16 protein-coding genes are annotated in these 15,546 nt (G+C 60.2%); 9 read left to right on the top strand and 7 right to left on the bottom strand.

Features of this window, described 5'->3' with window-relative positions; translation table 11 throughout:
- The first annotated feature begins 120 nt into the window (after positions 1–120).
- Positions 121–399 carry a DUF1496 domain-containing protein gene (locus AC27FC_RS06680; RefSeq protein ID WP_029742006.1) on the top strand — a complete coding sequence of 93 codons (279 nt, stop codon included), beginning with the start codon at positions 121–123 and terminating at the stop codon, positions 397–399.
- Here AC27FC_RS06680 and AC27FC_RS06675 read toward each other — a convergent pair.
- Positions 359–775: a pyrimidine (deoxy)nucleoside triphosphate diphosphatase gene (locus tag AC27FC_RS06675; RefSeq protein WP_269819814.1), complete on the bottom strand. Its 417-nt coding sequence runs from the start codon at positions 773–775 to the stop codon at positions 359–361. The genes AC27FC_RS06680 and AC27FC_RS06675 overlap by 41 nt on opposite strands.
- A 75-nt stretch (positions 776–850) precedes the next feature.
- Between AC27FC_RS06675 and AC27FC_RS06670 the strand changes: the two genes are divergently transcribed.
- Both AC27FC_RS06670 and AC27FC_RS06665 read left to right on the top strand, forming a co-directional pair.
- Complete coding sequence (locus AC27FC_RS06670) at positions 851–1,420, top strand: carboxymuconolactone decarboxylase family protein (RefSeq protein WP_196354569.1); 570 nt, start codon at positions 851–853, stop codon at positions 1,418–1,420.
- On the top strand, positions 1,413–2,030 hold the full coding sequence (locus AC27FC_RS06665) for a CDP-alcohol phosphatidyltransferase family protein (RefSeq protein ID WP_087822395.1): 618 nt from the start codon (positions 1,413–1,415) through the stop codon (positions 2,028–2,030). Before AC27FC_RS06670 ends, AC27FC_RS06665 begins: the two co-directional genes overlap by 8 nt.
- Here the strand turns inward: AC27FC_RS06665 and AC27FC_RS06660 are convergent.
- From AC27FC_RS06660 to xthA, 6 genes are all read right to left on the bottom strand, one after another.
- On the bottom strand, positions 2,027–3,334 hold the full coding sequence (locus AC27FC_RS06660; protein WP_087822396.1) for a sulfurtransferase: 1,308 nt from the start codon (positions 3,332–3,334) through the stop codon (positions 2,027–2,029). The genes AC27FC_RS06665 and AC27FC_RS06660 overlap by 4 nt on opposite strands.
- 73 nt (positions 3,335–3,407) lie before the next feature.
- A complete protein-coding gene (locus AC27FC_RS06655) occupies positions 3,408–4,028 on the bottom strand; it encodes an ATP-binding cassette domain-containing protein (RefSeq protein WP_196354567.1) in 621 nt (206 codons plus the stop codon).
- Positions 4,028–5,557 (bottom strand): ABC transporter permease family protein, encoded by a 1,530-nt coding sequence (locus AC27FC_RS06650; RefSeq protein WP_087822398.1) that lies wholly within the window; start codon positions 5,555–5,557, stop codon positions 4,028–4,030. Before AC27FC_RS06650 ends, AC27FC_RS06655 begins: the two co-directional genes overlap by 1 nt.
- A complete protein-coding gene (locus AC27FC_RS06645) occupies positions 5,530–6,690 on the bottom strand; it encodes an ABC transporter substrate-binding protein (protein ID WP_049015970.1) in 1,161 nt (386 codons plus the stop codon). Before AC27FC_RS06645 ends, AC27FC_RS06650 begins: the two co-directional genes overlap by 28 nt.
- 15 nt (positions 6,691–6,705) lie before the next feature.
- Entirely contained in the window at positions 6,706–7,389 is a 684-nt protein-coding gene (locus AC27FC_RS06640) for a TVP38/TMEM64 family protein (RefSeq protein ID WP_232960244.1), read from the bottom strand.
- Between the two features lie 6 nt (positions 7,390–7,395).
- Positions 7,396–8,202: an exodeoxyribonuclease III gene (gene xthA, locus AC27FC_RS06635; RefSeq protein WP_023311273.1), complete on the bottom strand. Its 807-nt coding sequence runs from the start codon at positions 8,200–8,202 to the stop codon at positions 7,396–7,398.
- 433 nt (positions 8,203–8,635) lie between these two features.
- On the opposite strand from xthA, the gene astC reads away from it, so the two are divergent.
- The 6 genes from astC (at position 8,636) to spy (ending at position 15,492) form a co-directional block, all read left to right on the top strand.
- A complete protein-coding gene (astC, locus tag AC27FC_RS06630) occupies positions 8,636–9,856 on the top strand; it encodes a succinylornithine/acetylornithine transaminase (protein ID WP_039262052.1) in 1,221 nt (406 codons plus the stop codon).
- Positions 9,853–10,887: an arginine N-succinyltransferase gene (gene astA / locus AC27FC_RS06625; RefSeq protein WP_196354563.1), complete on the top strand. Its 1,035-nt coding sequence runs from the start codon at positions 9,853–9,855 to the stop codon at positions 10,885–10,887. The genes astC and astA overlap by 4 nt, the downstream gene beginning before the upstream one ends.
- A complete protein-coding gene (gene astD, locus AC27FC_RS06620) occupies positions 10,884–12,371 on the top strand; it encodes a succinylglutamate-semialdehyde dehydrogenase (protein WP_232960242.1) in 1,488 nt (495 codons plus the stop codon). The genes astA and astD overlap by 4 nt, the downstream gene beginning before the upstream one ends.
- A complete protein-coding gene (astB, locus tag AC27FC_RS06615; RefSeq protein WP_196354559.1) occupies positions 12,358–13,683 on the top strand; it encodes an N-succinylarginine dihydrolase in 1,326 nt (441 codons plus the stop codon). The genes astD and astB overlap by 14 nt, the downstream gene beginning before the upstream one ends.
- Positions 13,684–13,693: 10 nt before the next feature.
- Positions 13,694–14,659, top strand: a complete 966-nt coding sequence (gene astE, locus AC27FC_RS06610) for a succinylglutamate desuccinylase (protein ID WP_094935580.1) — start codon at positions 13,694–13,696, stop codon at positions 14,657–14,659.
- Between the two features lie 338 nt (positions 14,660–14,997).
- A complete protein-coding gene (spy, locus tag AC27FC_RS06605) occupies positions 14,998–15,492 on the top strand; it encodes an ATP-independent periplasmic protein-refolding chaperone Spy (protein ID WP_023311279.1) in 495 nt (164 codons plus the stop codon).
- Positions 15,493–15,546 lie beyond the last annotated feature (54 nt).

Genomic DNA, 15,546 nt, shown 5'->3' with positions numbered 1-15,546 from the left:
CGAAAGGGAAATTAATGAGAGGGCGGGCGTCATAACGAAAAGCGATGAAGAGATAAATTAAAGGTTCGGCTCTGGTTTACCGTTATAGTCATTATCAAGGAACTACTGGAAGATGTGTCTATGAAACGTTATCTACTCACCGCGTTATGTCTGATCTTTACCGCAGGCGTGCAGGCCAACCCCATTCTCCCGGACGTGGAAGTGAATGTGCCGCCGGAAGTGTTTAGCTCCAGCGGCCAGAATCAAACGGTGCAGCCCTGTAATCAGTGCTGTATCTATCAGAATCAGAACTACTCGGAAGGGGCCGTTGTGAAAGCGGACGGCATTCTGCTGCAGTGCCAGCGCGACGAGCGCGCCATCAGCACGAACCCGCTGGTCTGGCGTCGCGTAAAACAATAAAGGCTTCCAGCAGCGGAATATCCGCGGGGGCTAAGGCGTAGCCAAACGCCTCTTCCGGCGTACACCACGCGAGCGCGCTGTGGTAGTGCGCCGTGAGCTCGCCGCGAAAATCAGGAACGTGCCAGGCATGCAGGTTAATCAACCGCTGCGAGACTTCCCGCTGGTGGCTTGCCACGTATTGCCCCGGCAGGGCGTCAATGCCCAACTCTTCACGCAGCTCGCGGATAAGCGCTTCTGGCTGGGTTTCTCCGGCCTCGACTTTACCGCCTGCAAATTCCCACATTCCCGGCTGGTCGGCGTGGGCAGGGCGCTGCGCCAGTAAAATGTTGCCGTCTTTTTCGATGATGGCGGCAACGACATCGAGTGTTTTCAGCATGGTCGTCAATAATTGATAGCGAAAAAAGACATATTATCGTGCCCTTTCTCAGAGTCCATTAAACAGGAGAATCAGGTGAAAGAGTCCACCGCCTGGGTTGCCCCCCTCGAATCCCTTCCCGCCAGCCTAAAACCGATAGCCGCCATGCAGAAAAAGCACTTTGGCGCGGTGCTGAATCCCACCCGCTGGTGGGGGCGAATGCCGCGTCTGTTCTGGCTGGTGGCGCTGTTTGTCGGCTTTCTGGAGCGTCGTCACGCGCGCCTGACGCCCGCGCTGCGTTCGCTGCTCATGACGCGGGTATCCCAGCTCTGTCACTGCGCTTTCTGTATTGATGCCAACAGCCTGCGTCTGGCCGAGCGCTGGGGCGCGCTGGATAAGGTTCAGGCCGTGAGCGACTGGCAGGATTCCGCCTTGTTTACCGAGCAAGAGCGCGCGGCGCTGGCCTACGCCGAGGCGATGACCGCCACGCCGCCCCGGGCGGATGAGGCAGTCAGAACGGCGCTGAAGCGCCACTTCACGGATGATGCCATCACCGAGATGACGGCGCTGATTGCGTTTCAGAATCTCTCCGCCCGCTTTAATGCCGCGCTGGATATTCCGGCGCAGGGGCTGTGCGCCACGTTTAACGAGACTCCTCATGCTTGACCGTCATCTTCATCCGCGGGTAAAGCCCGTTCTGAATCGTCTGGTTTCCGTGCTGGATAAGCCGGGCATCACGCCCGACGGATTGACCCTGACCGGGTTTGCCATCGGCGTGCTGGCGCTGCCGTTTCTGGCCCTCGGCTGGTATCCGGCGGCGCTGGCCGCCATCGTGCTTAACCGCCTGCTGGATGGTCTGGACGGCGCGCTGGCGCGCCGGAGAGGGCTGACCGATGCGGGGGGGTTTCTCGACATCGCGCTCGATTTTCTGTTCTACGCCCTGGTGCCGTTTGGCTTTGCACTCGCGGCTCCGGCAGAGAATGCGCTCGCGGCCGCCTGGCTGCTGTTTGCGTTTATCGGTACCGGCAGCAGCTTTCTGGCGTTTGCGGCCCTGGCCGCAAAGCACGACATCGACAACCCCGGCTATGCGCACAAGTCGTTTTATTACATCGGTGGGTTAACGGAAGGGACGGAGACCATCGCGCTGTTCGTGCTGTGCTGCCTCTTCCCGGCGCACTTTGCGCTGTTCGCGTGGGTATTCGGCGCGCTGTGCTGGCTGACCACCACAACGCGCGTCTGGAGCGGTTATGTAACGCTGAAGTCACTCACCCGTTAGAGAGTACTCTCGGGCCCGCGCTCTCCGGTGGTGACCGGGTTCTGCGGGTGACTGCTCCATTCGTACCAGCCGCCGTCATAGACGGCGACATTCTTCCAGCCCATCGCCCGGGCGTACATAAAGGTTTCTGACGCGCGCCACCCGGTGCCGCAGTAAAACGCGACGTGCTGTTCCGGCAGAATATTCCAGCGCTTCCACTGGGCGGCGATATCGTCCGCGCTGCGCATGGTGCCATCCGGGTTATGGAAATCTTCCATATGGGTCGCGTCGCTGCCCGCATGACCCCAGCGGGCACCGGCTATTTCACCTTTTGGCTTGATGTAGCTGTAGCCGCTGGTTTCGCCGATGAACTCCGGCCACGAACGAATGCTGACCAGGGAGGCATCCTGACGGTGCAGCATCCCCCGCGCCTGTTCCATATCAACCATCAGCTGCGGCTGGCCGGGGATCGGCGCGCCGAAATCGGGTGCTGGCGTCACTTTGCCGGGCGTGCCGCGTTCAACCGGGAGGCCTGCATCCGACCACGCCTTCCAGCCGCCGTCGAGAATGCGCACATCCTTCACGCCCGCATACAGCATGATCTGCGCCACGCGCGCGGCGGCGTAAACGTCACGGCCATACAAAATAACGGTGGTGTCGTGACGGATACCGTGCTTCGCCAGCATCGCTTTCAGCTTGTCGTCGGAGACTTTATTCCACAGCGGCTCGCTCTCCACCTCGTTGGTGTCGATGTAGCCCGCGCCGGGAATGTGGTTCAGCAGGTAAAACTTCGGTGCGCCCCAGGCGGCTTCAATCACTTTCCAGTCACCCGCCGGCGCGGCGGTCACGGGTTTACCCTGCTGGAGGCGGTGGATCCACTGCGGGTAAACCAGCTGTTCAAAGTGGGGCAGGCGCTGAAGGCGGTCGGGCGTCTGCAGCGCGTCGCTGAGCAGCGAGACCTGGCGGTATCCGGCTTTCTCCAGGCGGGACTTCACCGCCAGGTTATCGTTCTCGTCGCCGTACAGGGCGATGGCGGTTGCAGGCGTAAGCTGATGCTGTTTTGCCCAGCTCGCAATCTGCTCGTCGCTCATTGCGCCCAGCCAGGCGGCAGCCAGGTTGAGTGCGGCGGGTTCATGTCCTGAGGGGCCGCTGAGGGTTTGCGGCCAGCCGTTATAGAACGCGCTGGGGCGGGTGTCGACAGGCGTGCCGTGCTGCGCCTGAAGCTGGGAGAGCGTCATCGCGTTGGGCATATCAGCCGCCAGAGAGGAAAAGGACGCGAGGCCGCAGAGCAGGGCCAGCGCGGTCAGTTGAGAAACACGTTTCATCGAATAACCTGACGTCAGTAAAAGAGGGGGGCATTGTCGTCTCTCCCGAAACGGAAAACATTGCGTTAGCACATTATTGCCAGCGAGAAATCTCAATCAGCTCGCCGCCGGGCGGAATATCATCCTCATCGTGCGTGACCAGCACCACCGGGATATTGCGCGCGCGGACGGCGTCAAAAACCCATTCCCGAAACGCTATGCGCAGCGTTTTATCGAGACGACTGAACGGTTCGTCCAGCAGTAGCGCCTGCGGCTCTGCGAGCAGGGCGCGCAGCAGGCTGACCCGGGCACGCTCCCCGCCGGAAAGGGTGGCCGGATCGCTGGCGTAATGACCGCTCAGCCCGGCGGAATCCAGCGCCTGCTCGACCGCTTCCCGACGCGCTCTCCCTACGATGCGCTCAGGCAAGGCCAGCAGCAAATTTTGCCCGACGCTGAACGGTTCAAACAGCAGCGCGTCCTGAAAGAGAATGCCCAGCCCGCGGGATTCGACGGGAAGGCCGTCGCAGCGACGCGCGTCGAGCCACAGTTCGCCCCGCGCCTGGAAATCGTCTGACAGCGCGCCGACCATCCACGCAAAAAGGGTCGATTTGCCGCTGCCGGACGGCCCCATCAGGGTAACGATCTCCCCGCGAGGAACGCAAAAATTGACCTCGCGGAAAAGCGGTTCGATGGTGAGATCTTTTACCTTCAGCATTAACGTAATCCTTGACGGTAGCGGCCCGCGAGTCGGGATAACAGGGCGGCAAGACCGAACACCGTGCCCGTGACCAGCAGTAATCCCAGCGCCCTGCTGGCGAGAACGGGGATGCTGCCCCCGCTGCTGAGCGCGACGGTTTCGGTAGTCAGCGTGGCGAAACGCCCCGCGCCAAGCCAGAGCGTCGGCATGTATTGCGCCATGCTGACGGAAAAGCCGGTGGCAAAGGCCAGCAGCGCAGGGCGCACCAGAAGGGGGCATTTCAGCAGTAAGAATATTTTCGCCCGTCGCCAGCCGAGCGTTCTGGCGGTAAGGATAAGCCGGGGATCGATTCGCCGCCAGGCGGGCTGCAGAACCAGCAGCATCCAGGGTAATACCCACAGCAGATGGCTCCAGAGCACGGCGGCATAGTGCCCGTCGAGTCCCAGACGCAATGCAATAAAGTATTGCCCGGTGACGAGCGGCAGCGCAGGAAGGGCGAGCGGTGACCACACCCACGCTGCGCCGCGCTGCGGTCCCCATTCCAGCCAGAGAAAAATGACGATGAGGGCGATCAGGCTCGACAGCAGGCCGAAGGAAAGGCTGGTCTCCACGGGGCCAACGTCGCCCCCTTGCGCCAGCATCAGCAGTACCGCAGCGCACAGGACGCTGCACGCTGGCAGTAACCCGCTGAATGCCCGCTCAGGCAGGGCGCGCTGAGACCTTCGGCGCGTTCCCGCGAGTTCCGGAATTGTGCGACGCCATGCCTTCCAGAGGCCGTATCCGAGGGCGGCCAGCGCGGCCAGCAGCACAAGGAGAAGCAGGCACAGCAGCATTCCTTTTGCCTGCTGCTGCGCGTCGCCCTGGCTTAGCCACTGAAAGGCCAGCACGGCCAGGGTGGGCGGGTTGCCGGGCCCGAGAACGATCGCCACGTCCACGACCGAGAGCGACCATGCCAGCACCGCCAGCATCACCGCGCCGAGGACAGGCGCGATCGCCGGGAGGATCAGCCAGCTGAGCGTCTGATAACGCCCGTAGCCAAAGGTTTGCAGGACGATCTTCTGCTGCGCGAGCCGTTTTTCCGGCAGCACGGCGTAAATGGCCCACAGTACGAACGCGCTCTCTTTGACCGCGAGCGTCAGGCCCAGCCCGACGCCGTAGCGGTCAAACGGAGCCGTACAGATGGTACAGAGCTGATAAAACAGACCGCCCTCGGCAAACAGCAGCAACGCGCTGGTGGCGAACGCCACATGGGGGATCGCCAGTAGCCACGGCAGGCGGGTTGTGAGGCGTCGCCAGCGTTGACCGGGCCACAAAAGGCAGACGAAGAAAAGGGCAATCAGCAACGCCCCCAGCGTGGCGATGAGCGTTGAGACCAGCGTGGCGACGGTCGCCTGTGGCAGCTGCGGATCGTTCAGCAGCCGCTGCCAGTTTGTCGCAGAAAGCGCCGGTGCGAACAGCATCACGCCTGCGGGCAGGATCGGCAGATAAATCACCGCCATCGCCAGCCAGACAAGCCCGCTCAGCGGGTGCCGTAACGACGCAGCCATTCCTGCTCCAGCGCGTTCACCCAGGCGGACTGCGGCTCTGCAAGCACCTGCGGCAGCCCCTGAGGCGTATGGGCCAGCAGCTGTTTCGCTTCCTCTTCGGGCAGCGCTTTCGCATCCAGGACGCTCGGGTCTCCCCAGATGGCCGGGTCGGCCTTGCGGATTTGCGCCTGCGGTGACAGCAGGAAATTAGCGACCACCTTTGCACCCGCGCTCGCGCTGGCATTGGCCGGGATAGCCACAAAATGGACGTTGCCGAGCATCCCGCTCTCGAAACCAAAGCTGTAGCTGTCGGCGGGCAGTTCGCCGCTCGCCACTTTCTGCTGCGCATGGGACGGGTTAAAGGTCAGCGACAGGTTCAGACTGCCGCTGGCAAGCAGGGCATCCATTCGGGCAGGTGAGGGAGGGAAATCTTTTCCTTCGCGCCACAGCAGCGGGTGCAGCTTATCGAGGTAGGCCCAGAGCGGTGCCGTAACCTCAGCAAACGTTGCATCGGGCGCTTTTTGTAACGCCTCAGGGCGATCGGTGAACGTCAGCAGCAGCTGCTCCAGAAAGGCCGTGCCGGTAAAATCGGGCGGGCGAGGATAGCTGACTTTGCCCGGATGCTGCTGCGCGTACGCCAGTAGCGCCTGGGGATCCACCGGCGGCGTCGGCATGCTGGCTTTGCGGGCGATAAAGGTCAGCTGCGCGCCGCCCCACGGGGATTCCGCCCCGTCGGTTGGAATCGCAAAATCTTCCGTGACGGGTTTGCGGGTATCGACATAGCGCCAGTCTGGCAACGTCTGCGCCCATCCGGTTTGCAGCAGGTTCGCCTCTTTTAACGTGCGGAAGTTTTCGCCGTTGACCCACAGCAGGTCAACCGAGCCGTTGGCCTTACGTCCTGCGGCGGCTTCCGTCTGGATCCGTTTTACCGCATCGGCGGCGTCCGCCAGCGGGACGATTTTTAGGGTAATGGCGTAGTGCGTTTGCATCTCACCGCTGACCCACTCAAGGTAGCGGTTGACCGCCGGATCGCCGCCCCAGGCGTTAAACCAAACGGTCTGGCCTTTGGCCTGCTGTTGGATGGCGTGCCAGCTTTCGGCGGCACACAGGGGGGCTGCCAGCAGCAGACCGGTCAAGAACGCGCAAAAACGCACACGGCGCATAATGCCTCACTTTTTAACAGACGGGAGATAACGGGAAAACAGCCGGCGCGTCGCCAGCGGCAATAACCCCAGTAGTGTAAAGGCGATTAGCATGCCCGGCGACAAAATATCGCGCAGCGACGCCACTTTCCCCAGCTCGCGCCCGGCGTTCAGAAAGACAACCGTCGCGGGCAGCATGGCGACCTGGCTGACCCACCAGTAGCGATATACGCCAATGCGGGTCAGCCCCATCAGCAAATTCACCAGGAAAAACGGGAACAGCGGCATCAGGCGCAGCGCAAAAAGATAGCCCGCGCCGTCATGCGCCATACCGGCGTTCACCGTTTTCATCTGCTGAGCAAACCGCCGCTGGACCCCGTCGCGCAGCAGATAACGGCTGGCGAGCATCGCAAGCGTGGCCCCGAGCGTGGAGGCAAACGAGACCAGCACGGTGCCTTCCCACAGGGGAAATAACGCCCCGCCCAGCAGGGTGAGGATCGCCGCGCCGGGGATCGACAGGGCGGAGACCACCACATAGAGCGCAAAAAAGATCAGCGCGCTTCGCAGCGGCGCGTGGTCAACATGGGAGAGGAGTGCCTGCTGGTGGGTTTTAATCCCTTCCAGGGAGAGCGTGCCTGGAGGAAGCATGACAAACGTCAGAATAAATGCGCCCAGAAGGGCGCACAGGAAAGCGAGTTTTCGAATGTTCACGCGTCATTACAGCTTGAATTTAGCCCACACCGGCGCGTGGTCAGAGGGTTTTTCCATGCTGCGGATCTCGTAGTCGATCCCGGTTTCGATGCAGCGCTCTGCCAGCGGCGAACTGGCGAGCAGCAGGTCGATACGCAGGCCACGGTTGTCGTCAAAGCCTTTTGAGCGGTAGTCAAACCACGAGAAGCGATCCTGCGTGTCCGGGTTGGCGGTACGGAAGGTATCCACCAGCCCCCAGTCCAGCAGGCGCTGCATCCACTCGCGCTCTTCCGGCAGGAAGGAGCATTTGCCGGTACGCAGCCAGCGTTTGCGGCTGTCTTCACCGATGCCAATATCCAGATCGGTCGGGCTGATATTCACATCACCCATGATCAGCACCGGATTGTCTTTATTGAGTTCGGTTGTCAGGTAGTTCTGCAGATCCTGATAAAACTTGGCCTTAGCAGGGAATTTGGTCGGATGGTCGCGGCTCTCGCCCTGGGGAAAGTAACCATTAATCACGGTGATGTTCCCCAGCGGGGAAGGAAGTTCCGCCATGATGATGCGGCGCTGTGCTTCTTCGTCATCGCCGGGAAACCCACGGCGGACTGAAACTGGCGTCTCTTTGGTCAACAGCGCAACGCCGTAATGGCCTTTCTGCCCATGATAGAAGACGTTGTAGCCGAGCTTCGCCACCTCTTCGAGGGGGAACATGTCGTCGTGAACCTTGGTCTCCTGCAGGCCGATCACATCTGGCTGATGTTGTTCAACGATAGCTTCAAGCTGATGGGGGCGGGCGCGCAGGCCGTTGATATTAAAAGAGACAAATTTCATAGTCGCTGCCAGTGCAAGGTGAATAGTGCATGGATGGTAGCAGAATTTGCGTCAACTGTTACCGGGTTCGGCCAATAACTGCGACAGATAATGCCGGTGGTGCAATATTTGCACCATTCTGACGCGCATCGCCCTCAAACAGGGCGTAAATGACCGATAAATTTCGCGAGCGATCACAATTCCAGAATTATATTTGGCCTGTGCATACTCTTTCTGATTTTCATGCGGCAAAGCGCCGCTTGTCGTAAAAATATTCACTTTTTATGCACTAACAGTGAATAACTCCATATTGTAACTTATTGATATTCTGTTACCTCAACCCGTTTATGCAATTTTATCGCTGGCTGGCACGAAGGCTGCAATCTACATTCACAGTGCAAACACCCAATTATTTAACATTCAAATAACTTTTTATTTACCGGATGAGGTCGCTATGTCTCTGTCAATTACGCGTGAAAATTTCGATGAATGGATGATGCCGGTTTACGCTCCGGCGGCTTTTATTCCGGTTCGTGGGGAAGGCTCGCGCCTGTGGGATCAGCAGGGTAAAGAGTATATCGACTTTGCAGGTGGGATTGCGGTCAACGCGCTGGGTCATGCGCACCCTGCGCTGCGTCAGGCGCTGAATGACCAGGCGGCGAAGTTCTGGCATACCGGCAACGGCTTTACTAACGAGCCCGCGCTGCGCCTGGCCAAAAAACTGATCGACGCGACGTTTGCCGAAAAGGTCTTTTTCTGTAACTCGGGGGCTGAAGCCAACGAAGCGGCGCTGAAGCTGGCGCGCAAATATGCGCACGATAAATTTGGTACCCACAAGAGCGGCATCGTGGCGTTTAAAAACGCCTTCCACGGGCGCACGCTCTTTACCGTCAGCGCGGGCGGCCAGCCTTCCTACTCGCAGGATTTCGCACCGCTGCCGCCGGATATCCGTCACGGTGTTTATAACGATCTGCAGTCCGCCAGCGAGCTGATTAACGACACCACCTGCGCGGTGATCGTCGAGCCGATGCAGGGCGAGGGCGGCGTGCTTCCGGCGCAAAAAGCCTTCCTGCAGGGGCTGCGCGAGCTGTGCGATCGCCACAACGCGGTCCTGATTTTCGACGAAGTGCAGACCGGCGTGGGCCGCACCGGCGAGCTGTATGCCTATATGCACTATGGCGTAACGCCGGACGTGCTTTCGACCGCCAAAGCGCTGGGCGGCGGCTTCCCGATTGGCGCGACGCTGACCACCGATAAATTCGCCAGCGTAATGACCGTAGGTACCCATGGCACCACCTACGGCGGCAACCCGCTGGCAACCGCCGTTGCCGGGCAGGTTCTGGACATCATTAACACGCCTGAGGTGCTGAAAGGCGTTAAGCAGCGTCACGACTGGTTTGTCGAGCGCCTGAATGCCATCAACGGCAAAACGGGGCTGTTTAAAGAAATTCGCGGTCTGGGGCTGTTAATCGGCTGCGAGCTCACCGCCGAGTTTGCCGGAAAAGCTAAACTTATTTCACAGGAAGCGGCAAAAGTGGGCGTGATGGTGCTGATTGCCGGTGCCAACGTGGTGCGTTTTGCGCCGGCGCTGATCGTCAGCGAGGAAGAGGTGCAAACCGGTCTGGACCGTTTTGCGCTGGCGTGTGAAAAAGTGAAATCCGGGGTGTCATCATGATGGTCATCCGTCCCGTTGAGCGCGGCGATCTCGCCGGGCTCATGCAGCTTGCCGGTAAGACGGGAGGCGGGCTGACCTCGCTTCCTGCCGATGAAAAAACGCTGTCGGCGCGCATTGAGCGCGCCCTGCAAACCTGGCAGGGGACGTTGCCAAAAAGCGAACAGGGGTATGTGTTCGTGCTGGAAGACACCGACACGGGGACCGTGGCCGGGATCTGCGCCATCGAAGTGGCCGTCGGGCTTAACGACCCGTGGTACAACTACCGCGTCGGCACCATGGTTCACGCCTCGAAAGAGCTGAACGTCTATAACGCGCTGCCCACGCTGTTCCTCTGTAATGACCACACGGGCGCCAGCGAGCTGTGCACGCTGTTCCTCGACCCGGCGTGGCGCAAAGAGGGCAACGGCTACCTGCTCTCCAAATCGCGCTTTATGTTTATGGCCGCCTTCCGCGATCGCTTTAACGAAAAAGTGGTCGCAGAGATGCGCGGCGTGATCGACGACACCGGCTACTCGCCGTTCTGGGAGAGCCTGGGCGAGCGCTTCTTCTCGATGGAGTTCAGCCGGGCGGACCATCTCTGCGGCACCGGCCAGAAAGCCTTTATTGCCGAACTGATGCCGAAGCATCCTATCTATACCCATTTCCTCAGCCCGGAAGCGCAGGCGGTGATTGGCGAAGTCCATCCGCAGACCGCGCCCGCCCGCGCGGTGCTGGAGAAAGAGGGGTTCCGCTACCGGAACTATGTCGACATCTTTGACGGCGGCCCAACGCTTGAGTGCGATATCGACCGCGTGCGCGCGATCCGTAAAAGCCGTCTGGTTGAGGTCTCTGAAGGTCAGCCCGCGCCGGGTGACTGGCCCGCCTGTCTGGTGTCGAACGAAAATTACGCCAACTTCCGCGCCATGCTGGTGCGTACCAACCCGAAATGTGAACGTCTGGTGCTGACGGCTGCAGAACTGGATGCCCTGAAATGTAACGCCGGCGATACGGTTCGCCTGGTGCGTCTCTGCCCTGAGGAGAAAACAGCATGACATTATGGATTAACGGTGACTGGGTCACGGGCGAAGGCGAAGAGCGCGTAAAGACCAATCCGGTTGGAAAAGAGGTGCTCTGGAAGGGGCATGACGCCAGCGCCGCGCAGGTGGAACAAGCCTGCCGTGCCGCGCGCCGCGCGTTTCCTGCGTGGGCAAAACAGCCTTTCGCCGTGCGTCAGGCGATTGTGGAAAAGTTTGCCGGGCTGCTGGAGGCAAACAAGGCCGAACTGACGCGCATCATCGCGTCAGAAACCAGCAAGCCGCGCTGGGAAGCGACAACCGAAGTGACGGCGATGATCAACAAAATCGCCATTTCGGTGAAGGCGTACCACACCCGCACCGGCGAACAGCACACCGACATGCCGGACGGCGCGGCCACGCTGCGCCACCGTCCCCACGGCGTGCTGGCGGTGTTTGGCCCGTATAACTTCCCGGGGCATCTGCCGAATGGCCATATTGTGCCTGCGCTGCTGGCGGGCAATACCGTCATTTTCAAACCGAGCGAGCTCACGCCATTCACCGGCGAGGCGGTGGTTAAGCTGTGGGAACAGGCCGGCCTGCCGCCGGGCGTGCTGAACCTGGTGCAGGGCGGACGGGAAACCGGTCAGGCGCTGAGCGCGCTGAGCGATATCGACGGCCTGCTGTTTACCGGCAGCGCCGGTACGGGCTATCAGCTGCACCGCCAGCTGGCAGGGCAGCCGGAGAAAATCCTGGCGCTGGAGATGGGCGGCAACAACCCGCTGATTGTGGAAGACCCTGACGATATCGACGCCGCGGTGCACCTGACAATTCAGTCCGCCTTTATTACCGCCGGACAGCGCTGCACCTGTTCCCGCCGTCTGCTGGTGAAGCGGGGCGCGCAGGGGGATGCCTTCCTGAAACGTCTGGTTGAAGTGAGCGCGCGTCTGGTGCCTGCCGCGTGGGATGCCGACCCGCAGCCGTTTATCGGCGGGCTGATTTCCGAACAGGCCGCGCTGAACGTGCTGAAGGCCTGGCAGGACCATGTCGCACGCGGCGCGAAAACCCTGCTGGAGCCGAAGCAGGTTCAGCCGGGTAGCTCGCTGCTGACGCCGGGCATTGTAGAGATGAGCGGCGCGAGCAACGTGCCGGATGAAGAGGTCTTTGGCCCGCTGCTGTGCGTCTGGCGTTACGACGATTTCGATGCGGCCATTGCGATGGCGAACAACACCCGCTACGGCCTGTCGAGCGGTCTGATTTCACCGCATCGCGAGAAGTTTGACCAACTGCTGCTGGAAGCGCGCGCCGGGATTGTGAACTGGAATAAACCGCTGACCGGGGCCGCGAGCACCGCGCCGTTCGGCGGCGTGGGCGCGTCGGGCAACCATCGCGCCAGCGCGTGGTATGCCGCCGATTACTGCGCGTGGCCGATGGCGAGCCTGGAAACCCCGGCGCTGACGCTGCCGGAGACGCTTAATCCGGGGCTGGATTTTACCGGAGGGGATCGTCATGAAAGCGCGTGAGGTTAACTTTGACGGGCTGGTGGGGCTGACGCACCACTATGCCGGTCTCTCTTTTGGTAATGAAGCCTCGACGAAGCACCGTTTTCAGGTTTCCAACCCGAAGCTGGCGGCGAAGCAGGGGCTGCTAAAAATGAAGGCGCTGGCGGATGCCGGTTTCCCACAGGCGGTGATCCCGCCGCAGGAACGCCCGAACGTGGCAGTCCTTCGTCAGCTCGGCTTTAGCGGTACCGATGAACAGGTCGTCGAAAAAGCGGGTACGCAGACGCCGCACCTGCTCTCCGCGGCAAGCTCCGCCTCCTCGATGTGGGTGGCAAACGCCGCGACCGTCGCGCCGTCAGCCGATACGCTGGATGGCAAAGTTCATCTGACGGTGGCGAACCTCAACAATAAATTCCACCGCGCCACCGAAGCGGAAACCACCGAGCGCGTGCTGCGCGCCATTTTCAACCATGACGCCCATTTTGAGGTGCATCAGGCCCTGCCGCAGGTGGCGATGTTTGGTGACGAAGGCGCGGCCAACCATAACCGCCTGGGGGGCGACTATGGCGACCCGGGCCTGCAGCTGTTTATCTACGGGCGAGAAGAGGGGGGCCACGCCGCGCCAACCCGTTATCCTGCTCGTCAGACGCTGGCGGCCAGCCAGGCGGTTGCGCGCCTGAACCAGGTCAATCCTTCCCAGGTGGTTTTTGCCCAGCAAAACCCGCATGTGATTGACCAGGGCGTGTTCCATAACGACGTGATTGCCGTTTCTAACCGCCAGGTGCTGTTCTGCCACGAGCAGGCGTTTGCCCATCAGGAGAAGCTGCTCGCCACGCTGCATGAGCGCGTGCGCGGCTTCACGCCAGTCCAGGTGCCCACGGAGGCGGTGAGCGTGCAGGACGCGGTAGAAACCTATCTGTTCAATAGCCAGCTGCTGAGCCGTGACGATGGCAGCATGATGCTGGTCCTGCCGCAGGAGTCCCGGGATCATAAAGGCGTGTGGCGCTACCTGACGGAGCTGGTCAAGGCCGATAACCCGATTGACGAACTGCGCGTGTTTGACCTGCGCGAAAGCATGGCCAACGGCGGTGGTCCCGCCTGTTTACGTCTGCGCGTGGTCCTGACCCAGGACGAAGTGCAGGCGGTGAACCCGGCGGTCATGATGAACGATACGCTCTTTACGCGGCTGAATGACTGGGTCGATCGCTACTATCGCGATCGGCTAACGCAGGCGGATCTGGTTGACCCGCAGCTTCTGCGTGAAGGACGCGAGGCGCTGGACGCGTTATCGACAATCCTGCAGCTGGGATCGGTTTACCCGTTCCAGCGCTAAAGGAGTGGATATGGAAAATTTACTGGCGCTGACCCTGGCCGACGAGACGCCGGAACTGAAAGAGGGGGACGGCCCCTCATTTCGCTGGCGGTGGCTGGGGCGCGGGGTGCTTGAACTGACGCCGACCGTAAAAAGCGATCTCTCGCTGCTGCTTTCAACGGGTATCCACGGGAATGAAACCGCGCCCGTCGAGATTGTTGATCTGCTGCTGCGTGCGCTGTATCGCAATGAGATCGAACTAAAGTGCCGCGTGCTGGTGGTGCTCGGCAATCCTCCTGCGCTGGCGCAAAACAAACGGTATCTGGTGAGCGACATTAACCGCATGTTTGGCGGCCGCTGGTCGCAGTTTCCGCAGAGCGATGAAACGGCGCGGGCTGAGTGGCTGGAGAACGTCGTGACCGCGTTTTTTGCCGTCGCGGGGCCGGGGCGCTGGCATCTGGATCTGCATACGGCAATCCGCGCGTCCTACCACGTTCGCTTCGGCGTTCTGCCGCAGCGCAGTCAGCCGTGGGATGAAGCGTTCCTGAGCTGGCTGGGTGACGCCGGGCTGGAGGCGCTGGTATTTCATCAGTCGCCGGGCGGAACGTTTACCCATTTCACCTGTGAACGTTTCGCTGCGCTGTCCTGCACGCTGGAACTGGGAAAAGCGCTGCCGTTCGGCCAGAACGATCTGACCCGCTTTGCGCCTACGCATCTCGCCCTTCGGGCGCTGCTGGGAGGAACGGCTCCCGAGCACGCGCATCAGCCCGTTGAGCGGTATCGGGTCGTACAGCAGATCACGCGCCGCAGCGATGCCTTCCAGCTCCATATGGCCGCACACACCCTGAACTTCACCCCGTTCCGCAAAGGGGCGCTGCTGGCTGAGGATGGCGAGGAACGTTACGAGGTGCAGAACACCACCGAGTATGTCTTATTCCCTAACCCCACCGTCGCGTTTGGCCTGCGGGCCGGGCTGATGCTGGAAAAAATATCCTGAACCTTTCCCCTCCCATCATCCGGGTGGGGGAAGTAAAAAACTTTTCTTAACGATTAAAGCGCTTGCGCTTGTTTTGCAGAATATTCCTGGTGAATTGCTTTATTATTGATCTTCACTTCGCTATACTTCTGCTTAATCTCTTTAAAATCATCCTGTTAAATATTTTTTGTTGCAACTCTCCACGCTTTATCCTTATTTCCTCCACATTTGGCGAAAATTTGTTTTTTACACTTTCATTGTTTTACCGTTGCTCTGACTAATTGACGATAAACCCCGTAAAGTTAATCTCGTCAACACGGCATAGCGCCGAAGAATAACTGAAAGAAAGGAAATAAATTATGCGTAAGTTTACTGCACTGTTTGTTGCTTCTACCCTGGCTCTGGGCGCTACCAGCATGGCGTTCGCCGCAGATACTGCGACCACTACAACTGCCGCGCCTGCTGAAGGCAAAATGATGATGCATCATAAAGGTCCGGGTATGCACAACGAGATGATGATGTTTAAGGATCTCAACCTGACGGATGCCCAGAAGCAGCAGATCCGCGACATCAGAAAAGGCGAACGCGACCAGATGAAACGTCCTCCGCTTGAAGAGCGTCGTGCGATGCATGACATCATCGCCAGCGACAGCTTCGATAAGGCGAAAGCCGAAGCGCAGATCGACAAAATGGCCGAGCAGCACAAAGCCCGCATGCTGGCTCACATGGAAACCCAGAACAAGATCTACAACATTCTGACCCCGGAACAGAAAAAGCAATTTAATGCGAATTTTGAGAAGCGTCTGACAGAACGTCCGGCGATGGAAGGTAAAATGCCAGCACCAACCGAATAATCGGTTCACACTCTTAAGACCGCCGGGATCCTGTCCACAAAAGCGCAACCGCTG

The sequence above is a fragment of the Enterobacter sp. C3_dUdeg genome (assembly GCF_057536195.1).
The sequence above is the reverse complement of the archived record's forward strand: the minus strand, read 5'-3'. Positions and strand labels throughout refer to the sequence as shown.